At 69.8% G+C, this 19,845-nt stretch carries 15 protein-coding genes and 1 riboswitch; of the genes, 9 read left to right on the forward strand and 6 right to left on the reverse strand.

Annotated features, from left to right (window positions below):
* Together ACK8HH_RS09390 and ACK8HH_RS09395 are read left to right on the forward strand one after the other, a co-directional pair.
* Nucleotides 1-2,742 (forward strand): DEAD/DEAH box helicase, encoded by a 2,742-nt coding sequence (locus tag ACK8HH_RS09390; RefSeq protein WP_346076984.1) that lies wholly within the window; start codon nucleotides 1-3, stop codon nucleotides 2,740-2,742.
* 65 nt (nucleotides 2,743-2,807) lie between these two features.
* A complete protein-coding gene (locus ACK8HH_RS09395; protein WP_412475137.1) occupies nucleotides 2,808-3,623 on the forward strand; it encodes a DUF4333 domain-containing protein in 816 nt (271 codons plus the stop codon).
* Nucleotides 3,624-3,666: 43 nt separating this feature from the next.
* Here the strand turns inward: ACK8HH_RS09395 and ACK8HH_RS09400 are convergent, their stop codons facing one another.
* Nucleotides 3,667-4,602, reverse strand: a complete 936-nt coding sequence (locus ACK8HH_RS09400) for a 5'-3' exonuclease (RefSeq protein WP_412475138.1) — start codon at nucleotides 4,600-4,602, stop codon at nucleotides 3,667-3,669.
* Nucleotides 4,603-4,644: 42 nt separating this feature from the next.
* On the opposite strand from ACK8HH_RS09400, the gene ACK8HH_RS09405 reads away from it, so the two are divergent.
* Nucleotides 4,645-5,763 carry a M24 family metallopeptidase gene (locus ACK8HH_RS09405; protein ID WP_412475139.1) on the forward strand — a complete coding sequence of 373 codons (1,119 nt, stop codon included), beginning with the start codon at nucleotides 4,645-4,647 and terminating at the stop codon, nucleotides 5,761-5,763.
* On the opposite strand, the gene ACK8HH_RS09410 is transcribed toward ACK8HH_RS09405, so the two are convergent.
* Nucleotides 5,723-7,225, reverse strand: coding sequence for a DUF222 domain-containing protein (locus ACK8HH_RS09410; RefSeq protein ID WP_412475140.1), 1,503 nt, complete (start codon nucleotides 7,223-7,225; stop codon nucleotides 5,723-5,725). The genes ACK8HH_RS09405 and ACK8HH_RS09410 overlap by 41 nt on opposite strands.
* Nucleotides 7,226-7,917: 692 nt before the next feature.
* Nucleotides 7,918-8,334, reverse strand: a complete 417-nt coding sequence (locus ACK8HH_RS09415; RefSeq protein WP_412475141.1) for a TIGR03618 family F420-dependent PPOX class oxidoreductase — start codon at nucleotides 8,332-8,334, stop codon at nucleotides 7,918-7,920.
* A 92-nt stretch (nucleotides 8,335-8,426) separates the two neighbouring features.
* Here ACK8HH_RS09415 and ACK8HH_RS09420 point away from each other — a divergent pair, with 92 nt between their 5' ends.
* From ACK8HH_RS09420 to ACK8HH_RS09435, 4 genes are read left to right on the forward strand one after another with little or no spacing between them, the layout of a single operon-like run.
* On the forward strand, nucleotides 8,427-9,164 hold the full coding sequence (locus ACK8HH_RS09420; protein WP_006894948.1) for an SDR family NAD(P)-dependent oxidoreductase: 738 nt from the start codon (nucleotides 8,427-8,429) through the stop codon (nucleotides 9,162-9,164).
* On the forward strand, nucleotides 9,161-10,405 hold the full coding sequence (locus tag ACK8HH_RS09425; RefSeq protein WP_045537378.1) for a bifunctional cobalt-precorrin-7 (C(5))-methyltransferase/cobalt-precorrin-6B (C(15))-methyltransferase: 1,245 nt from the start codon (nucleotides 9,161-9,163) through the stop codon (nucleotides 10,403-10,405). The genes ACK8HH_RS09420 and ACK8HH_RS09425 overlap by 4 nt, the downstream gene beginning before the upstream one ends.
* Nucleotides 10,402-11,175 (forward strand): precorrin-4 C(11)-methyltransferase, encoded by a 774-nt coding sequence (gene cobM / locus ACK8HH_RS09430; RefSeq protein ID WP_045537376.1) that lies wholly within the window; start codon nucleotides 10,402-10,404, stop codon nucleotides 11,173-11,175. The genes ACK8HH_RS09425 and cobM overlap by 4 nt, the downstream gene beginning before the upstream one ends.
* Nucleotides 11,168-11,932, forward strand: a complete 765-nt coding sequence (locus tag ACK8HH_RS09435) for a cobalt-precorrin-6A reductase (protein ID WP_045537374.1) — start codon at nucleotides 11,168-11,170, stop codon at nucleotides 11,930-11,932. The genes cobM and ACK8HH_RS09435 overlap by 8 nt, the downstream gene beginning before the upstream one ends.
* On the opposite strand, the gene ACK8HH_RS09440 is transcribed toward ACK8HH_RS09435, so the two are convergent.
* From ACK8HH_RS09440 to cobG, 3 genes are all read right to left on the reverse strand, one after another.
* Entirely contained in the window at nucleotides 11,929-13,443 is a 1,515-nt protein-coding gene (locus ACK8HH_RS09440) for a precorrin-2 C(20)-methyltransferase (RefSeq protein WP_062367863.1), read from the reverse strand. The two genes, ACK8HH_RS09435 and ACK8HH_RS09440, sit on opposite strands and share 4 nt — an antisense overlap.
* A gap of 11 nt (nucleotides 13,444-13,454) precedes the next feature.
* Nucleotides 13,455-14,078: a precorrin-8X methylmutase gene (locus ACK8HH_RS09445; RefSeq protein WP_006894954.1), complete on the reverse strand. Its 624-nt coding sequence runs from the start codon at nucleotides 14,076-14,078 to the stop codon at nucleotides 13,455-13,457.
* A 72-nt stretch (nucleotides 14,079-14,150) separates the two neighbouring features.
* A complete protein-coding gene (cobG, locus tag ACK8HH_RS09450) occupies nucleotides 14,151-15,323 on the reverse strand; it encodes a precorrin-3B synthase (RefSeq protein ID WP_045537372.1) in 1,173 nt (390 codons plus the stop codon).
* 43 nt (nucleotides 15,324-15,366) lie between these two features.
* Nucleotides 15,367-15,447: riboswitch (cobalamin riboswitch) on the forward strand.
* An 83-nt stretch (nucleotides 15,448-15,530) separates the two neighbouring features.
* Here cobG and cobN point away from each other — a divergent pair.
* Together cobN and ACK8HH_RS09460 are read left to right on the forward strand one after the other, a co-directional pair.
* Nucleotides 15,531-19,166, forward strand: coding sequence for a cobaltochelatase subunit CobN (gene cobN / locus ACK8HH_RS09455; RefSeq protein WP_412475142.1), 3,636 nt, complete (start codon nucleotides 15,531-15,533; stop codon nucleotides 19,164-19,166).
* Nucleotides 19,167-19,272: 106 nt separating this feature from the next.
* A complete protein-coding gene (locus ACK8HH_RS09460) occupies nucleotides 19,273-19,812 on the forward strand; it encodes an FxsA family protein (RefSeq protein ID WP_045537368.1) in 540 nt (179 codons plus the stop codon).
* Nucleotides 19,813-19,845: the final 33 nt, after the last annotated feature.

The following is a 19,845-nucleotide window of genomic DNA, read 5'->3' on the forward strand; positions in this document are numbered from 1 at the left end:
ATGACCACCGACGACTTCTCCGGCCCCGGCCCGCAACTAGCGGCGTTCACCGCTCGACTCGGCTTTCGACTCGACCCCTTCCAAAGGGAGGCGTGCGCCGCTCTGGAGGCGGGGCAGGGCGTGCTCGTGTGCGCCCCCACGGGCGCGGGCAAGACGATCGTCGGTGAGTTCGCCGTGCATCTCGCGCTGGCGCAGGGGACGAAGTGCTTCTACACCACTCCGATCAAAGCGCTGAGCAACCAGAAGTACCACGACCTCGTCGACGTGCACGGTGCGGCGAATGTGGGACTGCTGACCGGCGACAACTCGATCAACTCGGGGGCACCGGTGGTCGTGATGACGACCGAGGTGCTCCGCAACATGCTGTACGCGGAGTCGTCGTCGTTGCAGGGCCTCTCGCACGTGGTGATGGACGAGGTGCATTTCCTCGCCGACCGTTTCCGGGGCGCCGTGTGGGAGGAGGTGATCCTGGGGCTCGATCCGTCGGTGCGCGTGGCGAGCCTGTCGGCGACGGTGAGTAACGCGGAGGAGTTCGGCGACTGGATCACCACGGTCCGGGGCGACACCGCGGTGATCGTCGACGAGCACCGGCCGGTACCGCTGCACCAGCACATGCTGGTCGGAAACAGGATGTTCGAGCTCTTCGACCGCAAGCATCCGAAGCAGGTGAACCCCGAGCTCAACCGCTTCATCAAGCACCGCCTGCTGTCCGACGACGCTGTCGGCGGTTACCGCGAACGTCTGGCGCGCGAACGCCGGCGCGGCGGGACCGGAGTCTCGCGGCCCAGACTGATCCGGCTCCTCGAGGAGAACGGGCTGCTGCCCGCGATCACCTTCATCTTCTCCCGCAAGGGCTGCGACGGCGCGCTCGCGCAGTGTCTGCGCTCGGACCTGAATCTGCTCGAGCCGCACCAGGTCTCCGCCGTCGACGCGATCGTCGACCGCCATCTCTCGGCGCTGGCCCCCGGTGATGCTGACGTTCTCGGGGTCGACGAGTGGCGCGACGGCCTGCGCCGCGGCTTCGCCGCCCATCACGCAGGACTCCTGCCGACCTTTCGGCAGGCCGTCGAAGAGCTGTTCGTCGAGGGACTCGTGCAGGTGGTGTTCGCGACCGAGACCTTGGCGCTGGGCATCAACATGCCCGCGCGCAGCGTGGTCCTCGAACGCCTGGTTAAGTACAACGGCGAAGCGCACGTCGACTTGACGCCGGGGGAGTACACCCAGCTCACCGGCCGCGCCGGACGACGCGGGATCGACGTCGAAGGACATGCTGTGGTCGTCTGGACTCCCGAAGTGGCCCCCGACCGGGTGGCCGGCCTGGCGGGAGCACGGACCTTTCCCCTGCGCAGCTCGTTCGCCCCCGAATACAACATGGCGATGAACCTGATCGATCGGCTCGGGGTGGACGGATCGCGCGATCTGCTCCGACGGTCGTTCGCGCAGTTCCAGACCGACAGATCGGTGGTGGGTCAGGCGCGGCAACTCGACCGCGCCCGCATGACGCTCCGCAAGGTGGACGCCGAACTCGAGCACTCGGCCGAACGGAAGGGGCTGGCCCCCGAGTCGTTCCTCGAATACGTCTCGCTTCGCGAGGACATCCGCAGGCACGAACGCGCGGCCAAGTTCGTCCGTCGGATGGAGGCGTCCGAGGCGGTGTCCGAGGATCTGCTGTCGTTGAAGCCCGGCAACGTGATAGGCCTGAACAACGGCAGGCACCGCGGACTGGCACTGGTGCTCGAGCGCGCGGCCATGGATGTGGACCCGAAACCGCTGGTGCTGAGCGAGGACGGCTGGACCGGCAGGGTCGGCGTGCGCGACTTCGTCAATCCGCCCGAGGTGCTGGGACACCTGCGGATACCGAAGTCGGCGAATCGGCGCAGCGCACAGGGCCGACGCGAACTGGTCAAGCTGATCCGCTCCAGCGGAATCGCGCGGCCACGGGGACGCAACAAGAAGAAGCGGGAGCTGTCGGAGCACGATCTGCGGCTCACCGAACTGCGCAACCGGCTCCGCAAGCACCCGGTCCACAAGCTCAACGGCATCGACGATCTGCACCGGCTGTCCGAACGTCGTCACCGGCTGCTTCGCGACATCGACAGTCTCGAACGAGCGGTGGACGAACGGACCGCGGCACTCGAGACCGAGTTCGACGCGATCACCGGTGTGCTGACCGAACTGTCGTATCTCGAGACCGATGACTCCGGGGAGCTGGTCGTGACGCCGACCGGCGCGGTTCTGCGACGGATCTACTCCGAGAGCGACCTGCTCGTCGCCGAGTGCATTCGTGCGGGGATCTGGGACCGGCTCTCACCGCCGGACCTGGCCGCCGTGGTGTCGTCGATGGTGTACGAGTCGCGGCGCGACTCCTACAGCGGCGGTGTCGACTCGATGCCCGGCGACCGGGCGCTGCGGGAGTCCCTCCTCGCGACGGTCGACGTGTGGCAGGCGACCAACGACGTGCAGGAGCGACACGGAGTCGTTCAGACGCGTGAACCCGACACCGGATTCTGTGTCGCCATCGGTGCCTGGGCCTCGGGCCGGTCGCTGCGGGAAGCCTTGCTGGCCGCGTCGGAACGGGGACAGTTGCTCTCACCTGGCGACTTCGTTCGGTGGAACCGCCAGGTCATCGATCTGCTGGAGCAGATCCGAGGCAGCGTGGATCCGGACACCGGTCTCGCGGTGGCTGCGGCACGGGCGGTCAAGGGTGTCAAACGCGGGGTCGTCGCCTCCGAATTGGATTGAGTCGCTGCGGTAACGTGACACCAGCCACGGCCGCAGGTGGCATCTGCTGAGGAGGAAGGCGCGACATGACGAACGGAAACGAGCCCACCGCTCCGGGGCAGCCGGGGGACGAGGAGACCACGGTGGTGCGACGTCCGGACGCGGCGGGACAGCAGCAGAGCCCGTGGCAGCGAGATCAGCAGTCATTCGCGGGCCCCACCGAGCAGATCGGTCAGCCGCAGCCGGGTCAGCCGCAGCCGGGGCACGGGCAGCCGGGGCAGGAACAGGCGGGGCAGACGCAGACCGGCTGGCAGCCGGGCCAGTACGGCGCTCCGTCCGGTGCTCCGCAGGGGGGTCCGGCGTACGGCCAGCAGCCGTACGCGCGGCAGGGATATCAGCAGCAGTACGGGCAACCCCAGTACGGTCAGTCCCAGTTCGATCAGTCCCAGTACGGTCAGCCGCAGCCGTATGCGCAGGCCCCGTTCGGTCAGCAGCAGCCGCCGGCTCCGCCGCTCGGCGGCGATCCCACTCTCAATCCGTACGCTCCCGCGCAGCCCGCGCGGAAGAAGGCGACCGGGAAGCTGATCGGCGTCATCGTCGGCGTGCTGGTCCTCATCGCGGCCGTGGTGGCGCTGACTGCGTTCGTCTGGCCGGGATGGGTCACGAAGACGTTCAATCAGTCCGCGGTGCAGGACGGCGTCATGAAGGTGCTGACCGCGAAGAACCAGGACGACGGATACGGTCTGTCGGACGTGAAGGACGTCCAGTGCCCGAGTGGTCAGGAAGTGAAGGCGGGAACCGTGTTCACCTGCTCGGTGAAGGTGAAGGGCGAGAACAAGCACGTCACCGTCACGGTCAAGGACGACAAGGGCACCTACGAGGTCTCGCGTCCGACCAACTGACGCGCGGGACCGACCGCCCGCCGGCCGTGCTGCGGGCTCCCGATCACCATTCGAGCGCCTTCGCCAGCCGCGCGATCGAAGCGTCGATGCCGAGCTCGGCGACGAGGGCGTCGAGTCCGTTCCGGTTCGCGGGCGCCGCGGGTAGCGCATCGGTCTCGGTGCTGTCGACGGTGTCGGCGTCGGTCCGTACGGCGACCACCGTGCGGGCCGCAGCCAGGTAGTCCCTCGAATCGCGGATCGAGTTCCGAGCCCGTGTCGGTACGGCGGTCCGGTCGTCGTAGGCCGCTGCCTCCAGCGCGTCGAGGCTGCCGAACTGGGTGAGCAGTTTCGCGGCGGTCTTCTCGCCGATCCCGGGAACGCCGGGAAGCCCGTCCGACGGGTCGCCCCGGAGGATCGACATCTCGGCGTAGGCGACGCCCGCGCGCTCTGGCGGAACTCCGTACTTGGCGGCGACCTCCTCCGGGCCCATCAGTTCGGCCTTGGCCAGTCCTCTGCCCACGTACAGCACGCGGACCGGGACCGGATCGTCGGCGACCACCTGCAGCAGGTCGCGGTCGCCGCTGACGACCAGCACCTCGTCGTCGGCCTCGTGGAAGGCGAGCGTGCCGATGACATCGTCGGCTTCGCAGCCGGCAGCGCCCGAAGTCGCGATGCCCGCACACCGCAGCACGTCGAGGATCATGTCGACCTGCGGGGTGAGGGTCTCCGGAACCTCTTCGGCCCCGTCGCCGACGTCGGAGACCCGGTGTGCCTTGTACGACGGGATCAGATCGGTTCGGAACGATGGTCGCCATTCGAGGTCGAGGCACACCACCAGCCGTGTGGGGCGATGTGCGGTGACCAACGCCGCGATCGTGTCGACGAATCCCCGGACCGCGTTGACCGGGCGTCCGTCGGGTGCGGTCATCTTCTCCGGCAGCGCGTAGAACGAACGAAACCACAGGCTCGCTCCGTCGAGGAGCATCAATGATCCGGTCATGGTCATCACCTTGTCACACCGCCGGTGAAATACCCTGAACGCATGGCGACCAGATTCGACTCCGAGGTGTACGCCCGCCGTCTGCGACGGGCAGCCGATCTCACCCGCGATGCGGGCTACGACGCGATCATTGTCGGGACCGGACCCGACTTCCGGTATCTGACGGGATCGACGGCCGAGACCTTCGAGCGGCTGACAGCTCTGGTGATTCCGGCGAGCGGGCAGGCGCGGGTGGTGACCGCGAGGCTCGAACTGGCGGCTCTTCGCGAGTCGGCGATCGGCGAACTGGGCCTGCGCATAGCCGACTGGGTGGACGGTGATGACCCGTACGCGCTGGCCCTCGACGGACTCGGTGAGTCGGCGCGTCTGGCGGTGTCCGACAGTCTGCCCGCGCTGCATCTCATCCCGTTCGCGAGCCGGACCTCGGTGGCCCCGGATCTGGCGACGCCGGTGCTGCGCGAGTTGCGGATGATCAAGGACGACGCCGAACTGGAAGCACTGCGGAGGGCGGGAGAGGCCATCGACCGCGTTCACGCGCGTATGGCCGAGTTTCTGAAGCCGGGCCGTACGGAGGCGGAGGTGGCGGCTGATATCGATGCGGCGATTCGCGCCGAGGGCCACACTCATGCGGAGTTCATCATCGTGGGGTCCGGGCCCAACGGCGCCGATCCGCATCACGAGCATTCCGATCGCGTGATCGCCGAAGACGACGTGGTGGTGATCGACATCGGCGGACCGGTGGAGCCCGGCTACAACTCCGATTCCACTCGCACGTACTGCTTCGGCCCGCCGCGCGCCGACGTCGCCGAGGCCTATGCGGTCCTGGAACGGGCGCAGGCGGCCGCGGTCGCTGCGGTCCGGCCCGGCGTCTCCGCGGAGAGCGTCGACGCCGCGGCCCGCGACATCCTCGTGGACGCGGGACTCGGCGACCGGTTCATTCATCGGACCGGCCACGGGATCGGGCTGTCCGTGCATGAGGAGCCTTACATCGTCGCGGGCAATGCGGACGTTCTGCGGGAGGGCATGGCCTTCAGCCTGGAGCCTGGCGTGTACTTCGACGGCGACTGGGGCGCACGTATCGAAGACATCGTCATCGTGACAGCCGACGGCTGTGAACCGGTCAACTCGCGGCCGCACGGCCTGGTGGTCCTGCCGAACTGATCGGGCGGGGCAGCCCCCGCGATCGCGGCTCGCGCGGGTGAAGCGATTGTGCTTGTCCGGCGTGGTGGATGGTGTTCAGGCGCCAGGGGTGGTCGGTGGTGGCTGGTCGCCAGGCCATGCGTCCGGTGTGGGGTCCGTCGGTGAGGGTGGTGGTTTCCCATTGGCCGCGGTTGGTGCCGACGGCGCGGTTGTGGCGTCCGCAGGCGGCGCCGAGGGCGTCGGTGTCGGTGCGCCCGGCCGGGGTGATCCAGTCCGGTGCGTGATGGGCTTGAGTCTGCGCGAAGGGGCGGTCGCAGCCGGGTGCGGTGCAGCCGCGGTCGCGGGCGAACAACGCCAACCGCTGCGCTTTACTGGCGAACCGTGCCGCGCGGCCTTGGTAGAGGACTTCGCTGGTGTGATTCCGGAAGACGGCCAGGTGCGGGACGGCGTCGGCGGCGAGCCGGACGAGTTCGCCGATCGGGATGCGGGTGCCGGTGGCGGTCAGGGCGATTCCGGCGTGGGCGGCGAGTTCTTGGTCGGTGACGGTGATGACCAACTCGGCTGGTATCCGGTTCGGTGCACCGAGTCCGCCGTGGGCGAGAACGTAATCACACAACGCCAGCAGCGCGTCGTGTGTGCGTTGGGCGGCGCTGCGCAGATCCCGGCCCCGCGCGGCGGCGAGTGCCTCGGCGTCGATGCTCTCGGCGTCAATGGTTCCGGCCGGTGAGCCCGGGTCGGCGGGATTGTTCATGCCGGGCGCGGCCCAGGCGGTGAGGATCACTTCGAACTTCGCCCGCAACTCCGGAGTCATCGCGCCGCGGACCTTGCTCATCAACTGACGATCCTGCGGGAGGATCGTGATTCCGCGTTGGCGTTGCCGATCGACGTGATCGCTCTCCTGCCCATCCCGATCCAGGTGAGCGAGCAGCCGGTCACCGACCTTGCCCAGATCATCCGGGTTCAACCCGGCCGCTGCCTGAGCGAGTTCGGCCTCCGCACGGGCCTTGACTTCCGGCGAGATACAGCCGGGCACTTTCGCCAAAACGCCCGAGATCACCAACGCGTGTTCGGCGCCGACAGTCCCGGCCGCCACCGACGCGGCGGTCGCCGGCTTGCGCGGAGGCAGAGTCTGCCCTTGAAAGTTGGAGAACTCGCCGATCGCCTCAGCCATCCGGAGCCGCCGGCCGGCCTCGCGGGTTCCCAGCCGCAGCCCTTGTGAGAGGTATTGGTGTGGCTTCAGGTAGCCGGCGGTGCGGTGCGCGTTGCGGTCGGAGACCTCCACCAACAATCTGGACGAAACGCCGTCCCAGCGTCGCCGGATGCGTTCGGCGGTCTGTGTGTGGGCCAGCAGTTCCGGTTCGGTCTCCGGCGACAGGGAGGTCTCGGCGAGTTTGACCGCCGCGGCATCGATCAGTGCCAACAACTCTGAGGGCTGGTTCGGCAGCGCGAGAGCGGTGACACCGGTGGTGATCGGATCGGTCATCGCTGCCACCTCCCCCGAGTGTTTCAGCTGTTCACAGCATGTTTTCTTGACCTACCAGAACTCTACCAACGGGGTATGACATTGATGATGGTTGGTAGTTCCACGACGGTCGTGACTCCGGGTACGACTGACGCCCTGCTGGGTTGTCCACGAATTGGTCTGTTCGGTCGGTGTGGGGCGTCGAATGCTCACGAGCGGCGGTGGCCATGACCTGATCAGGAGCTTGGCCGGTTGCCTAACCGATGTCTTGTCTGACCGCCGCCGCCCGCCGAGCGCCGTCGCAGTCATCACCTCGGTCGGCGGCGAGCCGGCCGAGGCGAGAGTTCCCGGCGACCTCGGCCGGGTACCGGGCGGTGACTTCGTGCCTCGATGGTCACGACGTCAGTGCCGTCGGGGTGGAATGCACCAGCAGCTACGGGCGGGGAATCACCAGCGTGCTCCAGGCGGCAGGGCTGTCGGTGGCCGAAGTGTACGGCGGCGGCAAGGACAAGAAACGAATCAAGGGGCAAGTCCGACCCGCTTGATGCTGTCGCCGCGGCCCGCGCGGTCCTGGCCGACGACGGTATCGCGATCCCGAAGGACGAACGCACCAACATGGTCCGCGCCCTGCATCTGACGCAGCGCGGCGCCGGTCCCCGCATCTTCGGGGAAGACCTCGCGTCATCGAGGTCTCCGTGACCTCGGCCCGCGACTCATCCGGCAGCAGCAGTGCCGAACATTCCGGCCGACCCGAGCACGCGCGCGATGTCCATCTCAATCACGACGCGGCGGGGATTCGGCTTCGGAGTCCGGTAGCGAGCCGCGTACCGTGCCTCGGCGTCGGCCACGGAGACCGGATCGCGGCGGACGGTCACCGGACCCTCGAGGGTCAGCCACCGTGGGCCGTCCACGTGCGTCAGCGCCGCGTATCCGCCCCGATCGGCGTTGCGCACCTTCTGCGAGCCCTCGAAGGTGATCACCCGTGCCTTCTGCGCGCCGCCGTCGAAGGTGAAGCCGACTGCCACCACATGCGGCGTTCCGTCGGCTCGGGTGGTCGCCAGCGTCGCGAGGTGGTACTCGGACAGCATCTGGGCGGCTTCGGCGGACAGTTCGGCGACGGTTCGGCTCATGGTCCCCACGGTATCGGCGACGTCGCGCCGTCATCGACCCGGCCGCGTCGCGGTCCGGCAGCACCGGCGATACTGGTCCGGTGGGAACGATCGTGGTCTTCGGTGGACGCAGCGAGATAGGGGTGGCGACGGCGGCGCGCCTGGCCGAGGGAAATCGCGTGGTCCTCGCCGCGCGCCGACCCGACGACCTGGCCGGTGAGACGCAGACATTGCTGTCGGCGGGCGCGACCGCGGTCGACACCGTGGCGTTCGACGCCGACGACATCGCCTCGCATACCGCACTCGTCGAATCGCTGTTCCGCGACGGTGCCCGGGTGGACGTCGCGATCGTGGCGTTCGGGATTCTCGGCGACGCGGCCCGGTCGGAGACCGATGTGGCCCACGCCTTGCAGATCGCCCACACCGACTACTACGCGCAGATAAGCGTGATGACTCCTCTCGCGGTGGCCCTGCGACGCCAGGGGTCGGGCACGATCATCGTGTTCTCGTCGGTCGCCGGTGTCCGCGTGCGCCGCGCGAACTACGTGTACGGCTCCACCAAGGCCGGGCTCGACGGCTTCGCGAGCGGGCTGGCCGACGCGCTGCACGGTTCCGGCGTCCGCCTCCTCCTCGCGCGGCCCGGATTCGTGGTCGGTGCGATGACACGCGAGCTGATGGCCTCCGGAGTCGAGCCCGCTCCCTTCGCCAGGACCGCGGATCAGGTCGCCGACGCCGTCGCCAAGGCCTATCGCAAGGGAAGAGGCGAGGTGTGGATCCCCGGTGTGCTCCGGCCCATCTTCTTCGGCATGCGCCTGCTTCCCCGCCCCGTCTGGCGGAGGCTGCCGCGATGACGGGAGAGTCCGAGGCGAAGCAGCCCGCCCGCTTCGTCGTGGTGGGAATCGGAGCCGACGGATGGAGCGGACTGAGCGCCCGCGCCCGAGCAGCGCTGGACGAGGCGACGACGGTGTACGGTTCGGCGCGCCAACTCGACCTGGTCGCCGAACACCTCACCGCGGACACCGTGCCCTGGCGTTCGCCGATGTCCGAGCACCTGCGCGAAGTGCTGCGCGACAGTTCGGCACATGGCACGATTCACGTGCTGGCCAGCGGTGATCCGATGTTCCACGGCATCGGCTCCACCATCGTCCGACAGGTCGGTCGCGACCGCGTCACCATCGTCCCGGCACCGTCGAGCGTCTCGCTCGCGGCCGCCGAACTGGGCTGGGACCTGGCATCCACCACCATCGTCAGCACAGTCACCGCACCCGCCTCGGCGGTGGTTCCCGAACTCGGCGACGGCATCCGCCTTCTGGTCCTGTCCAGAGACGGCTCCACACCGGCCGAAATCGCGGAGCTGTGCCGGGCGCACGGGTACGGCTGGACCACGATGAGTGTGCTCGAGAATCTCGGAGCCGCGACGCAGGCCGTCCGGACCGGACTGGCTCGCTCATGGGACGACCGCCCGTGCGCGCCACTGAACATCACCGCGCTCGACTGTGTGGGCCCGAGTTCGTCGCACTGCCCGGGACTGCCCGACGAGGCGTACGAGCACGACGGCCAGCTGACGAAACAGACCGTGCGGGCACTCTCTGTCTCGGCCCTGGCTCCCGCCGCCGGACAACTGCTGTGGGACGTCGGCGCGGGCGCCGGAAGCATCGGTATCGAGTGGCTGCGGTGCACGCGCGACGGCCGGGCCGTCGCCTTCGAGGCCGACCGGCTCCGGGCCGCCGCCCTGCGACGCAATGCCGAGAAGCTCGGCGTCGGTCACCGGCTCACGCTGGCCGGCGCGGTGCCCGAGGCGCTGGCCGGAGCCGCCGACCCCGACGCGGTCTTCCTCGGGGGCGGCGTCGACCGCGACGTCCTCGACACCGCCTGGGATGCGCTGATGCCTGGCGGACGCATCGTCGGAAACGCGGTCGCGATCGAGACCCAGCACTTGTTCATCGACGCGCAGGAGCGGTACGGGGGGAGCCTCACCCGCCTGTCCGTGGAACGTGCCGCACCACTGGGCCGCCTCACGGCGTGGCGACCCGCTCTGCCGATCGTCCAATGGGTCGCGGTGAAAGACGACGCCGCGCGGGAGGACACATGACCGTCTACTTCATCGGCGCCGGCCCGGGGGCCGCCGACCTCATCACGGTTCGCGGCGCCGAGATCCTCAGTCGATGCACGGTGTGCCTGTACGCGGGATCGCTGGTGCCAGACGAACTCCTCGGTCGTCTGCCCGACGGTGCCGAGATCGTGAACACCGCGCGAATGCCGCTGACGGAGATCCTGAGCAGACTCGCACGCGCCGACGCCGCCGGTCACGACGTGGCCCGACTCCACTCCGGCGATCTCGCCCTGTACTCGGCGTTGACCGAGCAGCAGCGCGGTCTGCGCGAACTGGGCATCGCCTACGAACTGATTCCCGGGGTGCCCGCGTTCGCGGCGGCGGCGGCCGCCCTCGACACCGAGCTGACCGTCCCGGGAGTGGGGCAGAGTCTGATGGTGACGCGCGTCTCGACGCTCTCGACCGATATGCCGCCGGGGGAGGACCTCGGTTCCCTGGCTCGCAGCGGCGTCACTCTAGCCCTCCACCTCGCCGCACACCGCACCGAGCAGATCGTCGCCGAACTGGCGCCGCACTACGGCGCCGACTGCCCGACGGCGACGGTCGCGTACGCCTCGCGCCCCGATCAGCGGATCGTGCGCTGCCGGCTCGACGAACTGCCCGCGGAACTGTCGGCGGCGCGCATCACCAAGACCGCCGTGATCTTCGTCGGGCGCGTCTTGGACGCCCGGACGCATCCCGACGTCACCGACAGCTATCTCTACTCGCATGCCCGGATGACGAAGCTGCGTGAGGACCGCCATGCCTGAGCCGTCCGTGCTGATCCTGGGCGGAACCGGCGAGGCGCGCGAACTCGCACGCCTGCTCGATGAGTCCGGTGTTCCGGTCGTCACCTCCCTCGCGGGCAGAGTCGCCGATCCGCGTCTGCCGGTCGGCCGGGTGCGCGTCGGCGGCTTCGGCGGCGTCGACGGTCTCGCCGCGTGGATCGGCGAGGCCGGAATAACCGCGATCGTCGACGCGACGCACCCGTTCGCCGCCAGAATCACGCCGAACGCCGTCGCGGCGGCGGAACTGACCGGGGTCGGATATCTGCGTCTCGCCCGACCTCCGTGGTCACCCGGGGCCGGCGAGCGCTGGACGCGCGTGCCCGACATCGCCGCCGCCGCGACCGCGGTCGCCGAGAGGGGCGGGAGCCGGGTATTCCTCACCACCGGAAGACAGGACGTGTCCGAGTTCGCGGAGATCGACGACGCGTGGTTCCTGATTCGGGTGGTGGATCCGCCCGAGGGGCCGCTGCCGCCGCATCACCGGGTTCTCCGCTCCCGCGGCCCGTACCGTCTCGCCGATGAGACGGCGCTGCTGCGCGAGCACCGCATCGACGTGCTGGTCACGAAGAACAGCGGGGGAGAGATGACCGTCGCCAAACTCCGCGCCGCCGCGCGGCTCGGTGTCGAGGTGATCGTCGTCGACCGTCCCGCGGAACCCGACGGGATCGCGCGCGTCGACACCCCGAGCGAGGCCCTCGACTGGCTGTCCGGGCCGGCCGGCCGAGGAGAGATCCGCTAGGCGTAGCGCCGCGGGGTGTACACGAGGTCGCCGCCCGGCCTGCGGGCGAGGGTGGTCATCGACGAGCCGATGATCAACAGCGTGCGCATGTCGACTGTCGCCGGATCGAAGTCCGCGGCCGTGGTCACCGTCAGGCGCTGTCCCGGGCCGCCCACGTCACGGCCCGCGATCACCACGCGGTCGGCCGGAACCAGTTCGGTCAGGAGTTCCTTGAGACGTTTGATCTGCTCCACGCGTTTCGGCGACGCCGGATTGTAGATCGCGATCACCAGGTCGGCGGCGATCGCGTGCCGGAGCCGCTCCTCGATGACCGATCCGGGCTTGAGCAGGTTCGACAGGGAGATCACGGCGAAGTCGTGGCCGATCGGCGCACCGACAGCGGCCGCCACCGCGTGCGCGGCGCTCACCCCCGGCGTCACTCGCACCGGCACATGCGCCCACCGTTCCTCCGCAGCAGCCTCCGCCACCGCAGTCGCCATGGCGAACACCCCCGGATCGCCCGACGACACGACGGCCACCCTGGCGCCGCGCGAGGCCAGGTCGAGGGCGAACTCCGCGCGTTCGGCCTCGACTCGATTGTCACTGGCGTGGACCCGCTGTCCGGGGCGCGCCACCACCCGGTTCAGGTAGGTCTTGTATCCGACGAAATCGGTCGCCGCCGCCAACTCCGCGGCCACCTGCGGCGTCGTCTGGTCCACCGGTCCGGGACCGAGGCCGACCACCACCACTTCACCGCGCGGACGGTCGCCTCCCGCGGCGAGCGGATTGTTGCGTCGCCCGGGTACCACGATCAGGGAGAAATAGGGCACCGACGACGGGTCGACGTCGGCCACGCGCTCCACGCGCTGGCGGTCGGTGGACGCCCTTTCGACGTACCAGGCCTCGTCGAGACGCCCGGCGGCGGCCAGAGCGTCGCGCACCTTCACGAAGGTGCGGCCGAGTTTCATGATCGCCAAGGCCTCGCCGGACCGGAAATGCGCGATCAGCTCGCCGGCCTCGGCGGTTCCGGGCAGGACCGTCAGCGTCTCCTCGCCTTCGACGAGCGGGATGCCGAGCGCCGCGGACGCCGCATTCACCGACGTCACCCCGGGAATGATCTGCGCCTCGAACCGGTCGACGAGCCGCTTGTGCATGTGCATGTACGAGCTGAAGAACAGCGGGTCGCCCTCGGCGAGCAGCGCCACATCGCGTCCGGCGGCCAGGTGCCCGGCGAGGAGTTCGGCACTCTCGGCGTAGAAGTCGGCCATCGCGCCCGCGTAGCCGCCGGGATGATCGGTGGTCTCCACGGTGAGCGGGTACATCAGCCGTTCTTCGATCTGGCCTTCGCGCAGATACGGTTCCGCGACCGAGCGGGCAATCGAATTACCGTGCCGTGCACAGTGATACGCGATCACGTCGGCCTCGCCGATGATCCGCGCAGCCTTCACCGTCACCAGTTCGGAGTCGCCCGGCCCCAGGCCGACACCCCACAGTTTTCCGTTCACAGCGGAGTCCGCTCCCGTCGTCGACATCACCGGACCGCTCATTCCGCCGTGCTCGCGAGAGCGTTGACCGCGGCCGCGGTGATCGCCGAGCCGCCGCGTCGGCCGGTGACGGTGATGAACTCCAGATCAGTGCGTTCGGCGAGCGCCGCACATGATTCGGCGGCCCCGACGAAGCCCACCGGTGCGCCGACGATCGCGGCCGGACGAGGCCAGCCCTGGTCGATCAGGTCGAGGAGCGCGAACAACGCGGTGGGAGCGTTGCCGATCGCGACCACGGCGCGGTCCAGGTCGTCGCGCCAGTACTGCAGCGCCGCGGCGGTCCGAGTGTTGCCGATCCGCTCGGCGAGATCGGCGATCCCCGGCTCCTTGAGGTGACAGCGGACCGCATTGTCGGCGGGAAGCCGCAGCCGCGTGATACCCGACGCGACCATGTTGGTGTCGCAGAGGATCGGCCCGCCCGCTGCCAAGGCGGCGCGAGCGGCCGTCACCACTCCCGGGGTCGCCACCACGTCGTCGGTGAGGTCGGTCTGTCCGGACGCGTGGATCATCCGGACCACCACCGGCTCGAGGTCGGCGGGAAAGCCCGTCAGATCGGATTCGGCGCGGATCATGGCAAACGACTGACGGTAGATCTCGGCTCCGTCGCGGACATACTCGGTCATGGTGTGCCCAAGATTACGCACCCGAGGCGGCGGCGGTGGACCCGGTACGGCCCCGCGCCGTGCCGGTGAGAATCAGCCGCCCGGGACGCGACGGTCGGTGCGGTAGCCGTCGCCCGTGGCGATCCGCCGGACGTGCGGACCGTTCGGGGATCCGCACCCGCGGTCGCAGCCGAGCCAATGCTCGCGTTCGCGACCGGGCGCCGCATCCGGGGCACCGAGGTGCGCGAGCAGGTCGCCGCGGACGTCGGCATGCGACCGACCGCATCCGGGCGAGCCGGTGCATGCGCTGAATCTCGTCCACGGACTGGCCGAATCGAAGATGAACCCGAGCGGGGCGAGCACGCGCACCACGGTCTCGGCCACGGCCTCGGTGAGGTCGGGAATCAGGATCTCGCGCTCGGGCGTGATGAGGATCGGCGTGCCGATGGCGGCGGCGAACTGCGCCTGCCGTGCCGAGAGCCGGCCGAACTCGGTGACGGCACCGAGCAGCACCCGTCCGTCCGATTGCTCGAACCATCCGACGATGGGCTCTCGGACGTCCGGCCGGCCGCCATTCGCGGAGGCCGCGGCTTCGGTCGGTGCCAGACGCCCGAAGCCCGCCACGGCGTCCGACACCGCAGCGCGGGCCCGATCGTCGAGTTCCCGGATCCGCCACTCGTCGGCACGGTGCTCGTGGAACGACGCCGCGGCGGCGACCATCGCGGCGGGCAGTTCGGGCAGCGGCACCACCCGGCCGGTCGGGACGCCGCCGAGATGGATCGCCGCCTCGTCGGGACTCACGGCCGCGCCGAGCACGTCGACGTCGCGGACCGTGACGTCACCGCGGCCGTCGTCGAAGCCGAACCAGAACCGGCCCGAGAGGTCGCGGGTCCACTGATGCCGATGCAGTTCGGCCTCCAGTTCGCGAGCAGCGGGCCGGACATCGGCCAGACCGCCGATCCGACCGCTCAGAGGCGACACCACGATGTTCCGGACGCGGTCGTGAGCCCGGTCGGTGGCGAGTCCGGCCGCCAGGATGCGGTCGGCGAAGGCGTCCACGCGGTCGTCGGCGATCCCGCGCACCTGCAGGTTCGCGCGGACGGTGATCTCGATGTGGCCGTCGCCGAACTCCTCGGCGGCCAGGGCCAGCGCCTCCAGCGCGGCCGGTTCCACCTGCCCGCCCGACAACCGGATCCGGGCCAGCCGGCCGTCGTCGGCCGGATGGGTGCGGAAGACGCCGGGACAGCGGTCGGCGGGTTTGTTCACCCCTCCAGGATATGGCCTACAGTGAAGCCCAGCCTGCCCGCGCGGAAGCCGGTTCGAGTCCGGCACGGTCGCGCCACTGTGTGGGACACCGCCCGCCACTGCCGGCGTGTGTCCTGAGTCAGACCCGCAGCGTCAGGCGACCTTCGGTCCACCGGGCCGATGTGACCGTACGACGCCGGGCGCGCACTCCCGGCGAGGAGTATCACCGTGATCACCCTGTTCTCCACTTCCGACACCGACCTGCGCACGGCCGCCACCTGCGGTGCCGACTTCCGGGTCGCGAATCCGGCCCGCACGCTGATCGACGATCTGCCCGGCCTGCTCGACGGCGCCGACCTGGTGGTCGTCCGGCTGCTCGGCGGAAAGCAGGTGTGGGAGGACGGGCTGGCAGCGGTCCTCGCCGGCCGGGCGCCGGTGGTCGTGCTGTCGGGGGAGCACAATCCGGATCCGGATCTGATGGCACTGTCGACGGTGCCGGCCGGCGTCGCCGCGCAGGCGCACGCGTACTTCGTGGCCGGCGGCCGCGAGAACCTCCTCGCGGTGCACAACTTCCTCTCCGACACCGTGCTGCTCACCGGGCTCGGCTTCGACAGCCCGACGCAGACACCGGACTGGGGGGTACTCGAGCGGCCGGCGGCCGCCGTCCCGGACGACGCGCCCGCGGTGGCGGTGCTGTACTACCGCGCCCAGCATCTCGCGGGCAACACCGACTACGTCGCCGCCCTCTGCGATGCGATCGAGGCCCACGGGGCCCGCGCCACCGGAGTCTTCTGCGCCTCCCTGCGCAGCGCACCCGATGAACTGATCGAGCATTTCGCCGAATACGACGCGCTCGTGGTGACGGTGCTGGCCGCGGGCGGGTCGACGCCGGCGCTCGCCTCGGCCGGCGGCGACGACGAATCCTGGAACGTCGAGCGCCTCGCCGCGCTCGACATCCCGATCCTGCAGGGGCTCTGCTCCACCAGTTCCCGGTCCGACTGGGCAGCCAACGACGACGGTCTGACCCCACTCGACGTCGCCAGCCAGGTGGCCGTGCCCGAGTTCGACGGCCGCATCATCACCGCACCCTTCTCCTTCAAGGAATTCGACGACAACGGGCTCCCGTTCTACGCACCCGACCCCGAACGATGCGCGCGCGTCGCCGGCATCGCCGTCGCCCATGCGCGGCTGCGGCACGTGACACCGGCGGAGAAGAAGGTGGCCCTGCTGCTGTCGGCGTACCCCACCAAGCACGCCCGCATCGGCAACGCGGTCGGTCTCGACACACCGCGCAGCCTGGTCGGAGTGCTGCGCGCCCTCCGGGATGCGGGCTACGACATCGGTCCGGCCGGCGGCGACGCGGCCGTCCCGGGCTTGGGATCACGGCCCGACGACGACGATCCGGACGCCCTGATGCACGCGCTGATCGACGCCGGCGGGCAGGACGCCGACTGGCTCACCGAGGAGGCGCTCGCGGCGAACCCGATCCGCGTCGGCGCCGCCGACTACTCGCGGTGGTTCCAGACGCTGCCGGAGCAGTTGCGCTCCGACGTCGTCGAGCACTGGGGTCCGCCTCCGGGCGAACTGTTCGTGGACCGCTCTCACGACCCCGACGGCGAGATCGTGATCGCTGCGATGGTTTTCGGGAACATTGTGCTGCTGGTGCAGCCGCCCCGCGGGTTCGGTGAGAACCCGGTCGCGATCTACCACGATCCGGACCTTCCGCCCTCGCACCACTATCTCGCCAGCTACCGGTGGCTCGCGTCGCGACCCGATCGGGACGGCTGGGGCTTCGGAGCCGACGCCGTGGTGCACATCGGAAAACACGGCAATCTGGAGTGGCTGCCCGGCAAGATGGTGGCGCTCTCGGCCGATTGCGGCACCGACGCGGCACTGGGCGATCTGCCGCTGATCTACCCGTTCCTCGTCAACGACCCCGGCGAGGGAACGCAGGCCAAGCGGCGCGCGCACGCGGTCCTGGTGGATCACCTCATCCCGCCGATGGCGCGAGCCGAGACGTACGGCGACATCAACCGTCTCGAGCAACTGCTCGACGAGCACGCCAACATCTCGGCGCTCGACCCGGCCAAACTCCCCGCCATCCGGCAACAGATCTGGACACTGCTGACCGCGGCCAAGATGGACCAGGACCTCGGGCTCTCCGAGCGGCCCGACGAGGACGTCTTCGACGACATGCTGCTGCACGTGGACGGATGGCTCTGCGAGATCAAGGACGCCGCGATCCGCGACGGCCTGCACGTCCTCGGGCAGGCGCCCGACGGCGAGATGGAGATCGACCTCGTGCTCGCGATGCTGCGCGCCCGCCAGCTCTGGGGCGGCTCGCAGACGCTGCCCGGACTGCGCGAGGCCCTCGGACTCACCGAGAACGCCTCGGCGCGCGGGGAGGTCGACCGAGTGGAGGCGATCGCCAGGCGATTGGTCAGCATCTGCGCCGAGGGGGGCTGGACCCCCGAGGCCGTCGCGGCCGCGGCCGACGGCCAACCCGACGACGTGCACCGGATCCTGGCCTTCGCCGGGGACGAGGTGATCCCGCGACTGCGCCAGACCACGTGCGAGACGGACCGGGTCCTGCATGCGCTCGCCGGCGGGTTCATCCCGGCCGGCCCGAGCGGATCGCCGCTGCGCGGCCTGATCAACGTGCTCCCCACGGGTCGCAACTTCTACTCCGTCGACCCGAAGGCCGTCCCGTCGCAGCTGGCCGCCGAGACCGGTCGGGCGATGGCTGATTCGCTTCTCGAGCGCTATCTCGCCGACCACGGCGAGTACCCGGAGTCCGTCGGGCTCTCGGTGTGGGGGACCAGCGCCATGCGTACCTCCGGCGACGACATCGGCGAGGTCCTGGCGCTGCTGGGCGTCACGCCGGTGTGGGACGAGGGCTCGCGCCGCGTGGTCGATCTGGAGCTCGTGCCGCTCGCCGAACTCGGCCGCCCGAGGATCGACGTGACGGTGCGGATCTCCGGCTTCTTCCGCGACGCGTTCTCCCACGTCGTGGCGATGATGGACGATGCCGTGCAGCTCGCGGCCGACGCCGACGAGCCGGACGAGCAGAATTACGTCGCCGCGCACGCTCGGGCGGCGATCGCCGAACACGGGGACGCCCGCCGCGCCACCACGCGCGTCTTCGGCTCGCGGCCCGGCACGTACGGCGCCGGCCTGTTGCAGCTCATCGACTCCAAGCAGTGGCGCACCGACGAGGACTTGGCCGCGGTCTACACCGAGTGGGGCGGCTATGCCTACGGCCGCGGTCTCGACGGAGTCGCCGCCGTCGAGGACATGCGGGCCGCGTACCGACGCATCGCGGTGGCGGCGAAGAACACCGACACCCGCGAACACGACATCGCCGATTCGGACGACTACTTCCAGTACCACGGCGGGATGGTCGCCACCGTGCGGGCGCTCACCGGCACCGCACCGGAGGCCTACATCGGCGATTCCACGCGCCCGGACTCGGTACGCACCCGCACCCTGCACGAAGAGACCTCCCGCGTGTTCCGCGCTCGGGTGGTCAACCCGCGCTGGCTCGCGGCAATGCGCAGGCACGGATACAAGGGGGCCTTCGAGATGGCCGCCACCGTCGACTACCTCTTCGGATACGACGCCACCACCGATGTGGTGGCCGACTGGATGTACCAGCAGCTCACCGAGCAGTACGTGCTCGACGAGACCAACCGCGAGTTCCTCGATGCGGCCAACCCCTGGGCCCTGCACGGCATCACCGAAAGGCTTCTCGAGGCGGTGGAGCGGAAGATGTGGCACGAGCCACCCGCCGACATGCTGACCGAACTCCGCCGCGTGTACCTCGAAGCCGAGGGCGACATCGAGGCGCGCTCGGAACAGGAGTGAGCCGCCTGCGCCGAGGTCGCTGAGCAGCGGGGGAGCAAAACCGGGTCCTCGTTCGTTGAACTCTGTGTGAGCGCCGGTGACTGCACCGGCGCAGAGAGGACCTGACATGCGATACCTGTTCGTCGGCTATGTGATCGCCGAGATCGCGGCCTTCTGGGCGATGGCGCACTTCCTCGGATTCGCCTGGGCATTCCTCATCACCGTGCTCGCCGCCGGCGTGGGGTTCGCGGTGCTCGGGCGCCGAGCCCGCACCTTGGGCACCGACATGCGCAAGGCGATGCGGAACGAGATCGGCGCGGGCCGCCCGATCACCGACTCCGCTCTGTTCGCGGTCACCGCCACGCTCATGATCCTTCCCGGGATCGTGTCGACGATCGTCGGACTGTTGCTGATGACTCCGCCGGCGCGCCGCCTGCTGCGACCGGTGGTCGCCGCCACCGCTGCCCGCAGAGCCACGGCGATGGCCGGCCGGATGACGGTGATCGACCTCGGGGGCCGGCCCGCCGGCGGCCGAGGCTTCGGGTTCGGCGGGCACGGTTACGTCGACGGGACGGTCGAAGGCGTGGTCGTGGACACCACGGTGCGCAACCCGGACGGCTCGGTTCACGCCGACCTACCGTCGCTGCCGCCGACCCGCCGCGACTGAGTAGTCCGTCACCTTGGCGAACCGCGACCGGCG

The sequence above is a fragment of the Gordonia sp. LUNF6 genome, assembly GCF_047041125.1.
Classification (GTDB): Bacteria; Actinomycetota; Actinomycetes; order Mycobacteriales; family Mycobacteriaceae; genus Gordonia; species Gordonia sihwensis.

Coding starts and splice junctions, on each gene's coding strand:
- ACK8HH_RS09390 (WP_346076984.1), top strand. CDS start 1: ATGACCACCGACGACTTCTCCGGCCCCGGCCCGCAACTAGCGGCGTTC.
- ACK8HH_RS09395 (WP_412475137.1), top strand. CDS start 2,808: ATGACGAACGGAAACGAGCCCACCGCTCCGGGGCAGCCGGGGGACGAG.
- ACK8HH_RS09400 (WP_412475138.1), bottom strand. CDS start 4,602: ATGACCGGATCATTGATGCTCCTCGACGGAGCGAGCCTGTGGTTTCGT.
- ACK8HH_RS09405 (WP_412475139.1), top strand. CDS start 4,645: ATGGCGACCAGATTCGACTCCGAGGTGTACGCCCGCCGTCTGCGACGG.
- ACK8HH_RS09410 (WP_412475140.1), bottom strand. CDS start 7,225: ATGACCGATCCGATCACCACCGGTGTCACCGCTCTCGCGCTGCCGAAC.
- ACK8HH_RS09415 (WP_412475141.1), bottom strand. CDS start 8,334: ATGAGCCGAACCGTCGCCGAACTGTCCGCCGAAGCCGCCCAGATGCTG.
- ACK8HH_RS09425 (WP_045537378.1), top strand. CDS start 9,161: ATGACGGGAGAGTCCGAGGCGAAGCAGCCCGCCCGCTTCGTCGTGGTG.
- cobM (WP_045537376.1), top strand. CDS start 10,402: ATGACCGTCTACTTCATCGGCGCCGGCCCGGGGGCCGCCGACCTCATC.
- ACK8HH_RS09435 (WP_045537374.1), top strand. CDS start 11,168: ATGCCTGAGCCGTCCGTGCTGATCCTGGGCGGAACCGGCGAGGCGCGC.
- ACK8HH_RS09440 (WP_062367863.1), bottom strand. CDS start 13,443: ATGTCGACGACGGGAGCGGACTCCGCTGTGAACGGAAAACTGTGGGGT.
- ACK8HH_RS09445 (WP_006894954.1), bottom strand. CDS start 14,078: ATGACCGAGTATGTCCGCGACGGAGCCGAGATCTACCGTCAGTCGTTT.
- ACK8HH_RS09460 (WP_045537368.1), top strand. CDS start 19,273: ATGCGATACCTGTTCGTCGGCTATGTGATCGCCGAGATCGCGGCCTTC.